This window comes from Streptomyces fulvorobeus, from assembly GCF_013167895.1.
GTDB lineage: Bacteria > Actinomycetota > Actinomycetes > Streptomycetales > Streptomycetaceae > Streptomyces > Streptomyces fulvorobeus.
The window spans coordinates 960,185-976,473 of sequence record NZ_BLWC01000001.1; the positions used below are offsets into that span (position 1 = coordinate 960,185).

General features: G+C 69.6%; 17 protein-coding genes. 2 read left to right on the plus strand and 15 right to left on the minus strand.

The window, feature by feature from the left end:
• The first annotated feature begins 28 nt into the window (after positions 1–28).
• A complete protein-coding gene (locus Sfulv_RS04205) occupies positions 29–1,141 on the plus strand; it encodes a ferritin-like domain-containing protein (RefSeq protein ID WP_173311518.1) in 1,113 nt (370 codons plus the stop codon).
• A 234-nt stretch (positions 1,142–1,375) separates the two neighbouring features.
• Here the strand turns inward: Sfulv_RS04205 and Sfulv_RS04210 are convergent, their stop codons facing one another.
• The 12 genes from Sfulv_RS04210 to Sfulv_RS04265 form a co-directional block, all read right to left on the minus strand.
• Positions 1,376–2,614 carry a beta-ketoacyl-[acyl-carrier-protein] synthase family protein gene (locus tag Sfulv_RS04210; protein ID WP_173311521.1) on the minus strand — a complete coding sequence of 413 codons (1,239 nt, stop codon included), beginning with the start codon at positions 2,612–2,614 and terminating at the stop codon, positions 1,376–1,378.
• A complete protein-coding gene (locus Sfulv_RS04215; protein ID WP_173311524.1) occupies positions 2,614–2,853 on the minus strand; it encodes an acyl carrier protein in 240 nt (79 codons plus the stop codon). The genes Sfulv_RS04210 and Sfulv_RS04215 overlap by 1 nt, the downstream gene beginning before the upstream one ends.
• A gap of 65 nt (positions 2,854–2,918) precedes the next feature.
• Positions 2,919–3,923, minus strand: coding sequence for a beta-ketoacyl-ACP synthase III (locus Sfulv_RS04220; RefSeq protein WP_173311527.1), 1,005 nt, complete (start codon positions 3,921–3,923; stop codon positions 2,919–2,921).
• Entirely contained in the window at positions 3,920–4,999 is a 1,080-nt protein-coding gene (locus tag Sfulv_RS04225; protein WP_173311530.1) for a fatty acid desaturase family protein, read from the minus strand. The genes Sfulv_RS04220 and Sfulv_RS04225 overlap by 4 nt, the downstream gene beginning before the upstream one ends.
• Positions 4,996–5,970 carry a VlmB-like protein gene (locus tag Sfulv_RS04230; protein ID WP_173311533.1) on the minus strand — a complete coding sequence of 325 codons (975 nt, stop codon included), beginning with the start codon at positions 5,968–5,970 and terminating at the stop codon, positions 4,996–4,998. The genes Sfulv_RS04225 and Sfulv_RS04230 overlap by 4 nt, the downstream gene beginning before the upstream one ends.
• A complete protein-coding gene (locus Sfulv_RS04235; protein ID WP_173311536.1) occupies positions 5,970–6,368 on the minus strand; it encodes a flavin reductase in 399 nt (132 codons plus the stop codon). Before Sfulv_RS04235 ends, Sfulv_RS04230 begins: the two co-directional genes overlap by 1 nt.
• Positions 6,356–6,541: a flavin reductase family protein gene (locus Sfulv_RS04240; RefSeq protein ID WP_173311539.1), complete on the minus strand. Its 186-nt coding sequence runs from the start codon at positions 6,539–6,541 to the stop codon at positions 6,356–6,358. Before Sfulv_RS04240 ends, Sfulv_RS04235 begins: the two co-directional genes overlap by 13 nt.
• Positions 6,538–7,023, minus strand: coding sequence for a hypothetical protein (locus Sfulv_RS04245; RefSeq protein ID WP_173311541.1), 486 nt, complete (start codon positions 7,021–7,023; stop codon positions 6,538–6,540). The genes Sfulv_RS04240 and Sfulv_RS04245 overlap by 4 nt, the downstream gene beginning before the upstream one ends.
• On the minus strand, positions 7,023–7,538 hold the full coding sequence (locus tag Sfulv_RS04250) for an SRPBCC family protein (RefSeq protein WP_173311544.1): 516 nt from the start codon (positions 7,536–7,538) through the stop codon (positions 7,023–7,025). Before Sfulv_RS04250 ends, Sfulv_RS04245 begins: the two co-directional genes overlap by 1 nt.
• Positions 7,525–8,823, minus strand: coding sequence for an aspartate aminotransferase family protein (locus Sfulv_RS04255; RefSeq protein WP_256668806.1), 1,299 nt, complete (start codon positions 8,821–8,823; stop codon positions 7,525–7,527). The genes Sfulv_RS04250 and Sfulv_RS04255 overlap by 14 nt, the downstream gene beginning before the upstream one ends.
• Positions 8,824–8,831: 8 nt before the next feature.
• Positions 8,832–9,968: an acyl-CoA dehydrogenase family protein gene (locus tag Sfulv_RS04260; RefSeq protein ID WP_173311550.1), complete on the minus strand. Its 1,137-nt coding sequence runs from the start codon at positions 9,966–9,968 to the stop codon at positions 8,832–8,834.
• A 77-nt stretch (positions 9,969–10,045) separates the two neighbouring features.
• On the minus strand, positions 10,046–11,659 hold the full coding sequence (locus Sfulv_RS04265) for an aldehyde dehydrogenase family protein (RefSeq protein WP_173317575.1): 1,614 nt from the start codon (positions 11,657–11,659) through the stop codon (positions 10,046–10,048).
• A 242-nt stretch (positions 11,660–11,901) separates the two neighbouring features.
• Between Sfulv_RS04265 and Sfulv_RS04270 the strand changes: the two genes are divergently transcribed.
• On the plus strand, positions 11,902–12,912 hold the full coding sequence (locus Sfulv_RS04270; protein ID WP_173311553.1) for a bifunctional lysylphosphatidylglycerol flippase/synthetase MprF: 1,011 nt from the start codon (positions 11,902–11,904) through the stop codon (positions 12,910–12,912).
• A gap of 31 nt (positions 12,913–12,943) precedes the next feature.
• On the opposite strand, the gene Sfulv_RS04275 is transcribed toward Sfulv_RS04270, so the two are convergent.
• From Sfulv_RS04275 to Sfulv_RS04285, 3 genes are all read right to left on the minus strand, one after another.
• Positions 12,944–13,714 (minus strand): AfsR/SARP family transcriptional regulator, encoded by a 771-nt coding sequence (locus Sfulv_RS04275; RefSeq protein ID WP_173311556.1) that lies wholly within the window; start codon positions 13,712–13,714, stop codon positions 12,944–12,946.
• 967 nt (positions 13,715–14,681) lie between these two features.
• Positions 14,682–15,521, minus strand: coding sequence for a thiolase family protein (locus tag Sfulv_RS04280; RefSeq protein ID WP_173311559.1), 840 nt, complete (start codon positions 15,519–15,521; stop codon positions 14,682–14,684).
• A gap of 75 nt (positions 15,522–15,596) precedes the next feature.
• Positions 15,597–16,256, minus strand: a complete 660-nt coding sequence (locus Sfulv_RS04285) for a GDSL-type esterase/lipase family protein (RefSeq protein ID WP_173311562.1) — start codon at positions 16,254–16,256, stop codon at positions 15,597–15,599.
• Between the last annotated feature and the right edge of the window lie 33 nt (positions 16,257–16,289).

The window sequence follows — 16,289 nt, forward strand, 5'->3', positions numbered from 1 at the left end:
CCTTCCCTACCATGTAAGGACACTGCTCATGAGTGGAACCGTCGATGCCCCGGATTCGGACACCAGCATCGCCTGGTCCTTCCCCATGCAGGGGCGGAACACCTTCACCTGGGAGTACGACACCGACCGGGAGAATCTGCTCAACCTCTACCAAAAGGGCAAGGACAAGCAGTGGGACAGCACGAAGCGCATCGACTGGTCCCTGGAGGTCGACCCCTGTGACGTCCTGGGCACCCCGGAGAACACCCTCGCCCTGTACGGCTCCCGGCAGTACTCCCGGCTGAACCAGCGGGAGAAGCGGGAACTGCGGCGGCACATGGCCTCCTGGGAGTTCAGCCAGTTCCTCCACGGCGAGCAGGGCGCGATGATCTGCGCCGCGCGGATCGTCGAGTCGGTACCTGACATCGACTCGAAGTTCTACGCGGCGACCCAGGTCATGGACGAGGCGCGCCACGCGGAGCTGTTCACGCGCTTCGTGCACGACAAGATCGGCATGACGTATCCGATCAGCCCGCATCTGAAGGCCCTGCTGGGTGAGGCGCTGAACGACTCGCGCTGGGACATGCCGTACCTCGGTATGCAGGTGCTCATCGAGGGGCTCGCCCTCGCCGCTTTCGGCATCCTGCGCGACAAGACGGACAAGCCGCTGCCGAAGCAGATCCTGTCCTACATCATGCAGGACGAGGCACGGCACGTGGCTTTCGGGCGCATCGCCCTGCGCGACTACTACAAGGAACTGACCAGCCAGGAGCTCGCGGAGCGCGAGGACTTCATCGTCGAGGGCTGTTATCTGATGCGTGACCGGCTGCGCATGCAGGAGGTGTGGGAGACGCTCGGCTACGACATGAAGGAGTGCATGGAGTACATGAACCGGGGTCCCCGGATGCAGGCTTTCCGCTCGCGTCTGTTCACCCGGATCGTGCCCTGCGTCAAGGACATCGGGCTATGGGGTCCGAAGGTGCGGCAGGCGTACGAGGCCATGGGCGTGCTCCAGTTGGCCGACCACGACCTGGTCAAGCTCATGGAGGACGACGAGGCCCAGGCGGAGGCGATGGACGCCGAGCGCCGCGAACTGGCGGCGCGGCAGAGCGAGGTTCATCACGCCATCACCCATGGCCGGCTCCTCGCGGACGAGGGCTGAGCCACCCGCCGCGGCGCGGACAGCAACTGCCGGACCGGACCCCACGAGGGGGTGTGGCCCGGCAGTTGCTGTCCGCTGTCTGCTGTCTGCGCCGGATGTAGACCCCGCCGCTTTCTGCGCCGGTGTACGCCCCGCCAAGAGGCCGCCGCACGTGGGAGACGTGCGGCGGCCTGCCCGGTTCCTGGGGCCGTTCAGCGGACCCGGTCCAGGGGGTCCGGCCCAGGGGCCCGCGGTCTATGCACGGGTGAGCACCACCACGGCGTTCTGGCCGCCGAATCCGAAGGAGTGGCTGACGGCCACCTCGACGTCGGCGGGGCGTGCCGCCTTGGCGACGACGTCCAGTTCGATCTCCGGGTCCTGGCTGTCCAGGTTCGCGGTCGGTGGGATGAGCCCGTGTTCCACCGTGAGGGCCGCCACCGCGATCTCGATCGCGCCCGCGGCGCCCAGCGAGTGGCCGGTCACCCCCTTCACGGAGGTCACCGCGGGCCCGTCCCCGAGGACTCGGCGGATCAGCCTCGCCTCCATCAGATCGTTGAGCGGGGTGGAGGTGCCGTGCGCGTTGACGTGGTCGACCGCGTGCGGATCGGCTGCCGCGTCGTCGAGGGCCGCACGCAGCGCCAGCTCCGCGCCGGCGCCGCTGGGTTCCGGCGCGGTCGCGCTGTAGGCGTCGGCCGACGCCCCGTAGCCGCTGATGTGCGCGCGGATACGTGCGCCGCGGGCCCGCGCGCTCTCGGGGCGTTCCAGGATCAGGACGGCGGCGCCCTCGGCGGGCACGAAGCCGTCGCGGTCCACGTCGAACGGCCGGGAGGCCGCCTTGGGGTCACCGCGGCGCGAGGAGAGTGCGCCCATCTGCTGGAAGCCGGAGATGATCGAGGGGATCAGACATGCCTCGGTGCCGCCCGTGATCACCACGTCGCACCGCCCGGAGCGCAGCAGTTCGCGTGCTGTGCCCACGGCGGTGGCGCCTGACGCGCAGGCTGTGGCCGTCACGAAGTTCGGTCCGCGGGCCCCGAACTCCATGGCGATGTATCCGGCCGACATGTTGATCGCGAGCATCGGGATCAACATGGCGGAGACCTTCTCCGAGCCCTGTCCCAGGAGGACGTGGTGCTGCTTCTCCCAGGACGCGGCCCCGCCGATGCCGCTTCCGAGCACCACGCCCACCCGGGCGCCGTCCCAGCCGGCCGGGTCGAGGCCGGCGTCGGCCAGCGCCTCGGCCGCCGCGGCGACCGCGAACTGACTGCTGCGGTCCAGCCGCCATGCCTTGCGCTTGCCGACGACGGCGGCCGGGTCGAAGTCGGGGATCCAGCAGCCGAAGTCGGCCGGGATGCCGGCCAGCGCGGGCACCGGCTGCGCGGCGGTGCCGTCCCCGGCCTTGATCCGCTCCCAGGACGCGGCGGTGCCGACGCCGGCGGGGGTCACCATGCCGATGCCTGTGACCGCCGCATCGAACCGACCGTCGCCCGCGCTCATCAGACGGTCACCTGCTTGGCGTCGAGTACACCGGCTGCCTCGGTCAGGGAACTCTTCGCGTGCAGGTCGTCGTCGGTGAGACTGATGCCGAACTCCTCCTGCGCCACGAGAGTCAGTTCCACGAGCGCGAGCGAGTCCAGTTCCAGGCTCTCGAAGGTGTCCTCCGGTGCGACCTCGTCGGGCTCGATGCCGAAGCTCTTGGCCAGCAGGCCCACAAGACGGTCGTACGTGCTGCTCATGTGATGCTCCTCAACGGGTGGGGTGGGTGGGAGGGAGTAACGGCCGGCGGGTGGGACTCGCGGGGTCATGCGGGGGTGAGCGCGGGCCAGCGGAGGGTGCAGGCGCCCCAGGTGAGACCGCCGCCGAAGGCGGTGAGCACGGTGCGGTGGCCGGGGAGCAGCTCGCCCGTGGTCACGGCGTGCGAGAGGGCCAGGGGGATGGAGGCGGCCGCCGTGTTGCCGACCCGATCGAGGTGGACGGGGCACCGATGGCGCGGCAGCCGCATCCGGTCCGCGGTGGCGTGCAGGATTCGCAGGTTGGCCTGGTGGGCGATGAGCCGGTCGATGTCGCCGATCTCCCAGCCGGCCCGCTGCGCCGCGGTCAGCGAAACCTCGGCCATGCGTTCCACGGCGTTGCGGAAGACGGCTTTGCCCGCCATCCGGAAGTACGGGTCCGCCTCGTCCGCGGTGTGTGCGCGCAGCGGTTCGCGCGAGCCGCCCGAGCGGACGCTGATCAGGTCGCTCCCGGTGCCGTCGCTGCCGAGCACCGGCCTGCCGAGGGCGCCGGGTTCGCCGGCGTCCCCGGACCGCAGGACCACGGCACCGGCACCGTCGCCGAAGATCGCCCGGGTCGAGCGGTCGGCCGGGTCGAGGATGCCGGAGTACATGTCCGCCCCGATGACCAGCACGCTGTCCGACGTGCCGGCGGCGATCAGTCCGGCCCCGGCGGCCAGGGCGTACAGGAAGCCGGTGCAGACCGCCCCCACGTCGAAGGCGGCCACGGTTCCCAGGCCCAGCTGAGCCGCCACCAGTGGCGCGGTGGCCGGGCAGAGGCGGTCCGGAGTGGTGGTGGCCAGCACCACGGCATCCACTGATTCGGTCCCGGCGGACTTCAGCGCGCGCCGGCCGGCCTCCACAGCGAGGTCCGAGGTGGCTGTGGACGGGTCAGCGACGTAACGCGTCCCGATGCCCGTACGGCTGCGGATCCACTCGTCGGAGGTGTCCAGCTCCCGGGCGAGGTCGTCGTTGGTGACGGCGTTCGGCGGCAGCCAGGTGCCGAGGCCGCAGAGCACCGCGGCGCCGGCGCTCAACGGGTTCCCCGGGCCGGCTCCGCACGCTCCAGCGTGGCCACCTCCTGGCTGACGTCGCCGAGGTAGTCGGCCACGTTCAGGTAGGACCGCAGCAGCCGTTCCTCCGCGTACGGCAGGCCGTTGCGCACCAGGTAGTCCTTCACCAGCGGCTGGGCGCGGCGCAGGTTCCTGCGGGGCATGGACGGGAACAGGTGGTGCTCGATCTGGTAGTTGAGCCCGCCGTAGAAGAAGTCCGTGACGCGGTTGGGGACCAGGTTGCGGGAGGTGATCACCTGCCGGGTGAGCCAGTCCAGTTCCTCCTCCTCGCCGTCGCGCACGGGCAGCCCCTTGTGGTTGGGCGCGAACATCAGCCCCATGTAGAAGCCGAAGACACCCTGGTGGACTGCGACGAAGGCGATGCCCATGCCTGCCGGGAGGACTGTGAAGACCACGGTCAGGTAGACCGCCAGGTGCAGCGTCAGCAGACCCAGGTCCATGGCGACATAGCGCTTCAGGGCGCCCTTGCGTGCCGCCACGTATCCCGCGGCGTGCAGGCGCAGCCCTTCCATCAGGATCAGTACGTAGAACATCCACGCCTGGTGGCGCACGATGAACCGGCCGACGGTGCCGGTCCGCTTCGTCCGGTCCTTCGCGTCGAAGATCACCTGCCGGCGCAGGACGTCCGGATCCAGCGAGAGGTGGTTGGGGTGGTTGTGGTGCTTGGTGTGGTGGCTGACCCACCACCCGAAGCTGACCCCCGTGAGCAGGTTGCCGTGGAGGTAGCCGATCACGTCGCCGGCCTTGCGGGTGCGGAAGATCTGGCGGTGCCCGGCGTCGTGTCCGACCAGGTCCGTCTGGCCGAAGCAGACCGCGAGGTAGACGCCGACGGCCAGCTGCCACCAGCTGTCGCCGATCAGTGCGAAGAGGGTCCAGCCGGCGGCGAGGAGCACCAGATTCGCGATGATCTTCAGCGTGTAGTAGACGGGCTGTGCGTCCATGAGCCCGGCCTGCCGCACCAGCCGGGTGACCTCCTGAAGGCTGGCGGTCTCCGCCTCCTCGGCCGACGCGGGGCCGGAGGTCCTGTCCAGGGCGCTCATATCGCCTCCTCGAGACCCATGTGGGTGAGCCGGGACCGCTGCATGCGCGTGGCCCACTCGTGTCCGGTCTCCAGCCGCTCCTGGGCGGTGGTGTCCGCCAGACGCCGGCCGGGCCAGATCTCGTAGTCGCCCAGCAGGTCCCGGTGCTGCTCGACGCCCTGCTGGAAGATCTCCTCGCGGCCCATCAGCTGTTCGGTCGTCGGCAGCTTGTCCCACAGGGCGTATCCCTCCCGGATCAGCTCCAGGAGGCGGGGCCGGTCGTGCGGGTTGGCGCGCAGGTGGTCGCGGACGATGGCGCTGCCGACCGTCAGGTGACGGATCTCGTCGATGCCGGCGCCCCGTTCGATGTCGGCGGCCGCCGGGTCGAAGACCCGCCACTTGCGTTCGCTGAGTTCGGCGGCCGGTGCCAGGACGCCCTCGACGAGAACGGTCAGGACCAGGACGCCGCCGATGAAGTCCCGCTCGTCGCGCAGCAGGCGCAGTCCGAGATTCTCCAGGGGGACGAGGATCTGTTCCTCGTCGGTGGCGGCGAGGCGGGCCACCGTACTGAACAACTCCTCCTCGGGGACGCCGAGTTCGAGCAGGTGGCTGCGGAACACCATGGCGTGGCGCGCCTCGTCGATCAGCTGGGTCGCGTAGAACTCCAGGGTGTCGTTGTCCGGCGCCAGCGCGGTCAGATAGCCGATCGCCCGGGTTGCCTTCTCCTCGGCGACCGAGCGGTAGGCGAGCTCCCGGGTGAGCGCGTCGTTGAGCGGGCCGGGCCTCCTGACCACGTCCAGCGGCCGGACGTCCGGCGCGTGGCCGAGGAGGTTGCCGCGCAGGGTCCCGTGCGGAACGGCGTTCAGCCAGTACCGCAGATTGCAGTCGGCCGGGGTGAGTTCGAGGCTCTCCGCACCGTCCAGGAGCGAGGGGGCCCGCTCCCAGTCGGCCTCGGCGGGGATGCCCGGCGTCGCGGTCGTCGGTGTCGTCATCAGGTTTCCTCTCCATCCCTTCCCGCGTGGCGGAAGGTGGACGCGGACGCGGACGGGCCTGCGTGCAGCTCGTCGGCGAAATTGACCAGCGGGGCGCCGCCGCGGTGCACGGCGGCGACGACCCGTGCGACCACCAGCTCGTGGTCGCCGACCGGGACGGTGAGTTCCGGGCTGCACTCCAGCCAGGCCACGGCGCCACTGATCCGGGGCACCTCGTCGGCGCGGACGCCGAGCCATGCTTCCGGGGGCAGCTGGCCCAGTCCGCTGGGGCGGGTGCGGCGGGCGAAGTGCCGGGCCAGCGGCTCCTGCCCGGCCGCGAGGCTGTTGGCGACGAAGACCCCGCTGCCGGCTACGGCCCGCAGGCCGCGGCTGCCGGCCCGCAGCATCACGCAGACCATCGGGGGTTCCCCGGGACGGTCCCGAAGGTGCTGACCGTCACACCCTCGGCCTCGTCACCCACTCCGCAGGTGAGCACCGTCACCCCGGTGACGAAGTGGCGCATCGTGTTGATGACGGCGGCCTCGGCTGTCGCCGGGGCAGACGCGGGCGGACGTCGCGTGGCCAGGGTCATGTCATCGCTCCCAGCCTCTTGGCGCCGTGCCCGCCGGCCGTCTCCGCGGCCTCGAAGTCGCTGCGGAAGCGGCGGTACGCCTGGTGGATCTCGGGTTCGAAGCGCACGCCGAACGGCTTGAGGTAGTTCCCGAACAGCGCCCGGTCCCCGAAGAGGTGGATGGGAATCGCGAGCAGCGCCCACTCGAAACCCCAGAGCCAGATCCATGCCAGGATCACGAGCCCCTGGACCACCAGGGAGTGCATCACGTTGTAGAGGATGTAGTAGGTCTTGCTGAGCTCGCCCTTGTGGCGCCGGTACTGGATCGCGCCCGGGATGTAGCCGATCAGGTCGATGTACAGGAACAGTGCGATGGCGGGCAGCCACCGGACCTCTCCGAGGTGGGTCAGGAACGCGACCGCGGCGACGACGAGACCAAGCCCGTACTCCGCCCGGACGAGCCGTGCGGTCACCGGCGTCATGAACAGGTTCTTGGTGTCCATCAGCCGACCTGTGCCACGGGAGCCGCGGGCACGGCCGGCGCGGCGGCGGCGACCGCGCGGGCCAGCGCCTCGTCGCCCAGCACCGAACCCGTGGGGAAGAGACCGAGCACCACCCGGGCGATGGTCTCCTTGATGACCCGCTCGGCGACCGGTTCCAGGATGCCGGCGAGGCTGGGGATGCCGAAGTCGAACTCCGCGCGGAAGACGACCCGTACCTCGTCACCGTCGGAGGAGACCCTCCAGACACCGTCGAACGACTCGAAGTCCCCGTCGAGCTGGGCGAAGGTGACGGTGAGGGCCTGATGGTCGAAGTGGTCCGACTCGGTCCAGCGCAGGATGCCGTTGCGGAAGTACACCTCCCAGGCGCTGGTCTCCTCCACCCCGCTGATGCCGTGGACGGTGACCGAGCGGACCACCGGCGCGTAATCGGGATAGCGGGCGAACTCCGTCACCCGGTCGTATACGGCGTGCGGAGCGATACCGGGCACGCCGATGGTCACGTCAACGCCACGCATGGGCGGTGCCACCTTCGGAAGTCGGGACATACCGGGCTGCCTGCACACGGCAGGCACGTTCGAACGCCGCGAGGAGGAACTGCACCTCGGCGGGCGAGAGGACGGCGGGCGGGGTGAAGCGCAGCACCAGATGGGAGTTGAGCGAGTGGTTGGCCACCACGTCCTGCTGGATCAGCTCGACCAGCAGGTCTCCGGCCGGCCCCGGTTCGGTGAACTCGATGCCCAGAAGCAGTCCCCGGCCCCGTACCTCCCGTACGAGGTCGCCGAAGGTCTCCTGGGCGATCCGGCGCAGGCCGTCGAGGATCTCGGCGCCCAGGTCGCGGGCCCGGGTGATCAGGTCCTCCTCCTCGATGGCCTCGATCGCGCCGCGTACGGCGGCCATCGCCAGGGGCATGCCGGAAAAGGTCGAGGTGTGCAGGTAGGGGTCCCGGTCGAAGGCTGCGAAGACCTCCGCCCGCGCGATGACCGCGGAGACCGGCATGATGCCGCCGCCCAGGCCCTTGCCGCTGAGCAGCACGTCCGGGGTCAGCTGTTGCTCGTCCGCACCCCACCAGGCGCCGAGGCGGCCGAGCCCGGTCTGGATCTCGTCCAGCACGAAGAGCGCGTCGTGGGTGCGGCACAGCTCCTGGACCGTCCGCAGGTAACCGGGGGGCGGGATGACCACACCCGCCTCGCCCTGCACCGGCTCGATCACCACACAGGCCCGGCCGGATGCCGCTTCGAGCTGCTCGGCCAGGGCCTCCGCGTCGCCGTAGGGCACGTGGGCGGTGCCGGGGAGCAGCGGACGGAACGGCTCCTGGAACAGCGCCTTGCCGGTGAGGCTGAGCGCGCCCATGGTCTTGCCGTGGTAGCCGCCGTGGGTGGCGATCAGCCGGTCCTTGCCCCGGGTGCGGGCGATCTTGATGGCCGTCTCCACGGCCTCGGCGCCCGAGCAGGCGAAGTGCACCCGGTCGAGCCCCGGCGGGGCCTTGGCCACCAGTGCGTCGGCGGCCAGCGCCGCCTGCGGTTCGAGCAGAACCCGGGTCGCCACCGGGTTGCGGTGCAACTGCTCGACGACGTGCCGTACGACGGTGGGGTGGCGCGCGCCCATCAGGAGGACGCCGTAGCCGCCGCAGTTGAGCAGCCGACGGCCGGACGCGGTGGTCACCCAGGCACCCTGGGACTCGGTCTCCAGTTCGCCGCCGAGGAGTTCGCCGAGAGTGGCACGCCCTTTGCTCAGGCGAGTGCGGTACAGCCGGCCGATCTCTTCACGGCCGGGTGTCTGTGCGGGCAGGACAGTGGTCACGACGCTCCTCATGCCAGACGCAGCGGCCGGCCATCGGTGTGTTCGATGAAGGGCTCGGTGAAGGTGGAACGGGACGGCGGGTGGAAGGAGAGGCCGTGTGAGGCGGCCGCCAGATAAGCGACGTCGCCGGAGCCGATGAAGGCCATCCCGCCGAGGAGCTCCACCGCGCGGCCCACGGCGTCCCGGATCGCGTCCTGCGCCCCGTACCGCGCGACCAGGGCCCGGCCCAGGCCCTCGTTGCCGACCGAACCGTCCATGATCATGCGGGCCGTGCCCTCGGTGAGGAGGGTGGCCGTCTCGTAGCGGGCGAGGAGTTCGGCGCGTTCGGTGTCCGTGCCGCGGCGGCCCTCGACGACCCGTTCGACCAGCGCTCCGGCCATGCCGACGTAACAGGCGGTGATGAGCAGTTCGAACCAGATGAAGCCGACCGTCTGGAGCTCGTCCAGTTCGCCTGCGTCGCCGAGTTCGGTGCGCATGACCTGCTGCTCGTCGACGAAGACGTCCTCCAGCCGCACCTCGTCGCTCTCGGCGCCGGCCAGGGCCCAGCTCGACCAGAACGGTTCCACCGTCAGGCCCTCCGCCTGCCGGGGCACCAGGAGTACCGCCATGTCGGTGGTGCCGTCCGCGTTCGGCAGGGCGGCGCTCGCGGTGAGCAGGTCCATCGAACCGGAGAGGCTGCAGGGCTTCTTGGACCCGCTGATGAAGTAGCCCTTCTCGGCGGGCCGCGCCTGGACGGTGGGGCTGAGGATGCCCCGGCCCGGGCGGCCCTCGGCGAATCCCGAGGCGACCAGCAGCCGCTGCTCGACGATGCCTTCGAGCAGGGCCCACTCGACTCCGCCGCTCTGCAGGCTGTCGGCGAGCGAGAAGAGTGTGGCCACCGAGAAGTGGTGCATGGTGGTGGCCACCGCGAGGGAGGGGGCGGTGGCGCCCAGCGCGATGGTGACGGCGACGGCCTCCAGGGGCGTGGCGCCGCTTCCCGAGTACGCGCAGGGGATGACGAGCCCCGGGCCCCCGTGCGAGCGGAAGAGGCCGATGGCCGGGCTGCCCGGCTTCTCCAGGTCGGCCAGTGGCACCTCTTCGAGCTTGCCCAGCAGGCCGGGCAGGTATTTCTCGCAGGTGCGCCGGGCCGTGTTCATTGAGCGCATGACGTCGTCTCCTTGGGAACATCTCTGTGCGGACCCCGGGGCCCGGTCCGGCCCCGGTCCCCCGGAAGGGCCGCCCTTCAGTGGCGCTCGTTGATCAGCGTCTGCCAGGCACCGAAGACCGCGTCCCTGGGCCGGGACCCGGTGCTGATGCTCACGCCCTGGAGGTGCGAGGTCCGCAGGATGGGGTAGTTGGCCTCGCCGAAGACCCCTCCGGTCAGGCCCGTCCCGCCGTGCGTGGGCAGATAGGGCAGGAAGCCGATGTGCGAGTCGTTCACCTTCAACAGGCCGCCGGTGCGGACACGGGCGACGAAGGTGTCGACGACCCAGGCGTCCTTCGCCCACAGCGAGTTGCGCAACCCGTAGTGATTGGAGTTGACGAAACCGATGAAGGTCTCCAACAGCTCGGCGTCCGGAGCGGGTTCGGCGATCACCATGGGCAGCAGCGGGAAGAAGGTCTCGTGCCGTACGGCCTCCAGCTCGCGCGCCCCTTCGACGCCGCGTACGACGACCACCGTCGGTTCGAGGAAGATGCCATTGGGGTCGCGGGTCTCGTCGAGCTGCATGGCGTGTCCCCCGCAGACCACCTCGGCGCCCTTGTCGCGGGCGTCCTGGAGGCAGGCGAAGAACTTCTCGTTACGCAGGACGGGCGTCAGCAGCACATCGGGTTCCCACGGGTGGCCCGGACGGATGTGGCCGATCTGCCGGATCAGGCTCTCCACCAGTGCGTCCGCCACCTCGGGGTGGACCAGCACCTGGTTGGGGATCATGCACAGCTGGCCGGAGCCGTAGAAGCTCTCGGTCAGGGCTTCGGCCGCCAGTTCGACGTCGGCGTCCTTCCACACGGTGACGACGTCGTTACCGGCCAGTTCCAGGATCGGCTTCTTTCCCGCAGAGATGCACCGTTCCTCGAACTTCAGGCCGTTCTCACTGCTGCCGAAGTAGATGATGTCGTCCACCGCGGGGTGCTCCAGCCAGCAGTTGAGCATCGGGGCCGGGTCGCCGCAGACGACGTTCAGTGTCCCGGGCGGGGCGCCGACCTCCTCCAGTACGGGCACCACGAACTCCTGCATGACGTACATGACGCCGAGCGGTGCGCTGCGCGGGGCCCGCACCACCAGGGCGTTGCCGCCCATCAGGGCAGTCACCCCGAGCAGGGCGCTGGAGAGCGGCGCGTTCTGCGGCGGGTTGAGGCAGACCACGCCGTCCGGCTGCCTGCGGACCTGGATGCGGCGCTCGCCGCGACGGAACTCCTGGAGCATCTGGGAGCGGTAGAAGCCGATCGACTCCGGGCCGAAGCACTCCAGCATCCCGGACACCTGCCACTGGGCGAGAGCCAGCGGGTGCCCCTCCTCGACCAGGACGGCGGCGATGTCCTCGGCGTGCGCGGCGAGCCGCGCGTGCAGGAGCCGGCCCACCGTGTCGATGCGGACGTCCGGGGGAACGGCGCCCCAGACGGGGGCCGCCACGGCCGCGGCCTCGACGGCCCGCCGCACCGTGGCGCGGTCGGCCTTGGCCACACGCCCGACGACGGTCGCCGGCAGATCGTCCGGTGCGGTGCGCCCCTGCTCCAATTTCCTTTTCAGCGTGAGGCTGCCGAATACGTCGTCCAGCAGGGTATCCGCATCGAGTACGTAGACCCAGTCTTCGCCCGGCACTTCCTGTCCGCCGACATAGGACTGATAGGTGCGCATGCGCGCGGGAATCTGACGCATACCGTCCTGAAGCTGGCGCTGATACAACTGCGTACTTCCCACGCTCACTCCTTCGGTGTGCAACCGGCCCAGTCAGCCGGTGCAGGCCACGGCTGCGATCCTCACAAGAACGCCTGAGAAGCCGCTGACAGTCCGCTGACGCCGCGACTTCAGTCGGCTTGCGGCGGACCTGCGATACATTGCGCGAAACTTTGGCCTGCCGATCGGAGAGTGTGCGGCACATGAGCCGAGTGTCAGAAATACCGCAGGGGAGCGCCGAGGCCACTCAGGCCGCACTGACCGCAGTTCAGAAGTGGGCGGAGAATTCGAGTGCCTTCCTGGCGCTCAATGCCGGGAACGAGTTCTTCCTCAGTAAAGGCGGGGAACTTGTCGCCTATCGGGAGGCCGGCCGCTTCTTCATCCAGTTCGGCGGCGTCTTCGGACCCCGGGAACGCCAGGCAGAGGTGCTCCAGGAATTCCGGGCGTACGCGCACGCGCGTCGGCGTAAAATTGCGGGAATACAGTTGCAGCGACAGGATGCCGAGTTGTACGCCCGGGAGGGATTCACGCTCAACCAGGTGGGCTCGTCCTATGCGGTGCACCTGCCCGAATTCACGCTGCGCGGCTCACGGTTCATGAAACTGCGCAACAAGATCTCCCAGGCCCGGCGGAGCGGCCTGGACGTCCAGGAGGTCTCGTTCGCGGAGCACAGGGACAGCACCGCGCAGATCGACTCGGCCTGGCTGCGGGGCAAGGGCAAGCATGTCAAGGAGATCGAGTTCCTGGTCGGCGAGATCGGCGGCCCGGTCCAGCGGTACCGGCGGCTGTTTCTGGGGACCCTCGGCGGACGGCCGGTGGCCTACATCTCCTACTCACCGGTCTACGGGTCGCAGTCCGGCTGGCTGCACGACCTCAGCCGGCGCCTGCCGGACACCCGGCCCGGCGTGATGGAGGCGATCAACGCCACCGCCCTGGAGACCTTCTCGCAGGAGGGTGGCGAGTGGCTGCACTTCGGCTTCACGCCCTTCACCGGCCTGGACCGGTCTCATGAACTGGACGCGAGCAGCGCTCTGACGGGCAAGTTCCTGCGGCTCCTCGCGGACAAGGGGGAGTCCGTCTACCCCGCTGCCGGCCAACTGGCATACAAGGAGAAATGGGGGCCCCAGCTGGTGCTGCCGGAGTACCTCGCCTTCGAGGGCGGGGCGAGCCTGCGGGCCGTATGGCACATCCTGCGGCTGACCAAGTCGATCTGACGCGCCTCGCGGCCACCGGGGCCGGGCGGTCTCATTTGCGCAGCAGGAGGTTCTCCTCCTGCTGGAGCACATCCTTCAGCTTCTTCTGCATTCCGGGACCCGGATTGATTCCGAGTTCCGCCGAGAGGTTGTGCTGCACTCGCCGATAGGTGCTGATGGCGTCCGCCTGCCGACCGGAGCGGTAGAGCGCGGTCATCAGATACTCACAGAAGCGCTCGCGCAACGGGTGCTGGGTGAGAAGCTGTTCGAGTTCGGGGATCACCTGCTGGTGCAGGCCGAGTTCGAGATGCGCCTCGACGAACAGCTCGCGGCCGATGAGCTTGGTCTCCTCCAGGCGGGCATAGCCGATCCGGCAGATCATCCCGTGCCCGGCGTCCAGCAGCGCGGGTCCCCGCCACACGGCGAACGCGTCGTTGAGCAGCCTGATGACCCGCTCGTAATCCTCGCCCATATACTGGCCGGCCATTGCCACGGCCTGGGTGAACCACAGGGCGTCCACATCCGCAGGGTCGACATCGAGCGAGTAGCCGGAATGCGAAGTACGGATGAGGTCCCGGGCACTGGGCTTTCCGGTCTGCTGGGCGAGTATGCGGCGCAGCCGTGCGATGTGGGACTGGAGAGAGTTCTCCGCGGTCTTCGGGAGGCGGTCGCCCCAGAGTTCGTCGAGCAGGTCCACCGCAAGCACCGGGGTTCCGGGCGCGAGAGCCAAGGCCGCCATGATGGTTCTGAGTTTCTCTCCCGGTATATCGATGGGAACGTCTCCATCGATCACCTGAAGTGGACCAAGAAGCCTGATCTGCACGCTGATACCCCGACTCTCCGATTTATCGACAGCCTGACGTAGCGATAGGTGCGGACTGAGGCGCCGGATGCTGCATCCAACACCGTCGGACGGGTTCAGAAAATGATGATCCTCTGCGGCCCGCTGAGAGACATGAGTTCATGAGTCACCGATGAGCCGGGAAGTGGCCGGGTACTCTCCACTCACAGAAAGCAGTGGATTAGAACACTCATTCGCCTCCAGGGGGAGCATACGGGCTCACACTTTCCGGCTCAACCGGATTCGGACCATCGGCCGGTCAAGCATCCGCCCCGTAATGGCGGGAAACGCACTACGGTTAACCGGGGCAACGGGCGCCCGGGCGTCCGGGCGAGAAAAACCGGCCAAGGCCACTCGCGTACAGTTGGCGAATTGGCGACGGGGATGGCTGAAATGCAGTTGCCCCGACGCTTACGGCAACGTTTCACCATTCTGAACAGCGGTCATGCGATGGGCTTGCGTGCAGACAGCGGCGCGTGCTTGGAGCGAGGGCGAGGAATCTCCAGAGCACGGATCAGCACCGCACCGACCGGATCTCCGGCGCGTCGGTGGCATCGGTGGCATCGAGCGGACGGTCTTCTCACTCGCGCGCATGTGCAAGTACCCCCGGTTCGGGGGCCGGCCGATGGCCCGCTGCCCGGACCACACGGCTGTCGGGACGGGTGAGCGCGGATGAGGTGTCCGGCACAGGCAGGCCGCACCTCGGAATGCCGGCCGTCGTCGACGATCTCGGCGATCACCTCGCGCACACGGTAAGACCCCACTGATATCGTTGTCTTCCACGGTTGCTCGCACAGAAATTCCCATGTGAATCCGCCAGACCGTCGACAGTGATACCCCGCAATCTCGCAGGGCGCACTGGTAGCCCGCTGAAACGCACGCTTCAGCGGGCAGACGGCACGAAGTGGGACACTTGGTCGCGGGCGCCCTCAGCCGGCGTCCGAACAGATCATGACCGCCTCGGCCCAGTGGTCCCCCACATGACCACGGCGCCCATCCCTCTCCCCCGGCGGTGCAGGTTCCGCGCCAGCCGCAGGACCATGCGCAGCCCCGTGGTGTCGCAGACATGGTCACCGGCGGGCAGCGCACCGGGCACCGCGTCCTGACTTCTCGCCAGGAGCGATCTGCGTATGTCGATGACACACAGGTCCTCCGGTGTCGCGGACGCGTCGCGCAGCATCTGCCGGACGGCCTGGACGTAGGCCGAGCCGGCGGTACTGACGACCGTGCTGTGGGCGCCGAGCCCGGCCAGCCAGGGCAGGCCGAGGTGTTCCGCCTTCGCGCGGCGCATCAGGACGACGGCCACCGCGCGGTCCACACGCCACGGCAGCCCGTACCTCGCACTCGGATCCGACTGCCCCGCACCATCGGCCCCTTCGACGGCCCCACCCGGGGCCGCCCGCGCTGTCACGGCCCGCGGTCTGCGTCGTGTGGACGCCGCCGGCACGCCTCGGGCGAGACCGAGATCCGTACCACTGACGACGACCACGTCCCGCTCTCCGGTGCGGATCAGCTGGTTGGCCAGCACGAGCGTGTTCAGTCCACCGGACCGGGCCCCGCCGACGGACACGGCCGGCACCCGGTCGGGGATGAGGGCGCGCCGCACCACCTGACGCGCCTGGGCCTGCCCGGCGATCACGTAGTCCACGTCAGCGGCGCCGATTCCCGCGCGGTCGAGTGCCGCCTTGATGACGAGCGCTCCAAGCGTGACGGGGGGCAGTGCCCCCAAGCCCGTGGAGGGGTCCGTGCCGGGCGTGGACGCTCCGGCGACAATCACTGACTCGGACATGACGCTCACCAATCAGCAGGGGACGGGTTCGGAGAGGGTGCCAACGAGGTCGGCCCCGGGCCGGACCCTGCGCCATCAAGCGGCCTGGGTCACGTCGAGGTGCGCCACCAGTCGGCGGATCACCGCCGCCGCGACGGCTGCGTCACCGACGTCGGTGCGGCGGCCGTCCCGTTCACGCACCATGTCGACGTGAAACGCTCCGTGCCGCAGGGCGAGCGCCCGGGTGCGCTCCGCGAGGAGCCGCAGCCGCTGCTGCGGTCCGCTGCCGCGCTCGGCGGCCACCGGTGCCGACAGGCTCGGGCCGTACAGGCCCAGGGTGATGACGTCCGCGCCGGAGTCCCTGAGCGCACCCACGATCCGGTGCAGCTCCGCCTCGGTGGCGTCCACGTCGAAAGGCTCGCGCAGGGCCTCGCGGCCGCCGGCGACGACCGCGGCGAGATCGCCCCGGAAAGCCAGGGCCTTGGCCAGCTGCTTGGCCCGGACCTGAGCGGCCGAATGGTCGGCCCGGCTCAGGTTGAGGTAGGCCAGGTCCGGCCGGGGCGACCGCAGCGCCTCGGCCACCTGGTCCGCCCAGGGCCCGCTGCCAGAACACTTCCGGGAGGATCCCCGGCTTCTGGCCCCGCTGTCGCCCAGAACGACGAAGCGCTGCCAGGGTGCGTCGGCGAGGGACGTGGGGTCCCCGCCGCGGGTGTCGGGGTGGGAGTCGTGTCGTTCGGGCAGTGGGGCGCCGTTCACGGAAGTCTCCTGGAAGAGGGGGAGGCCGCCCGA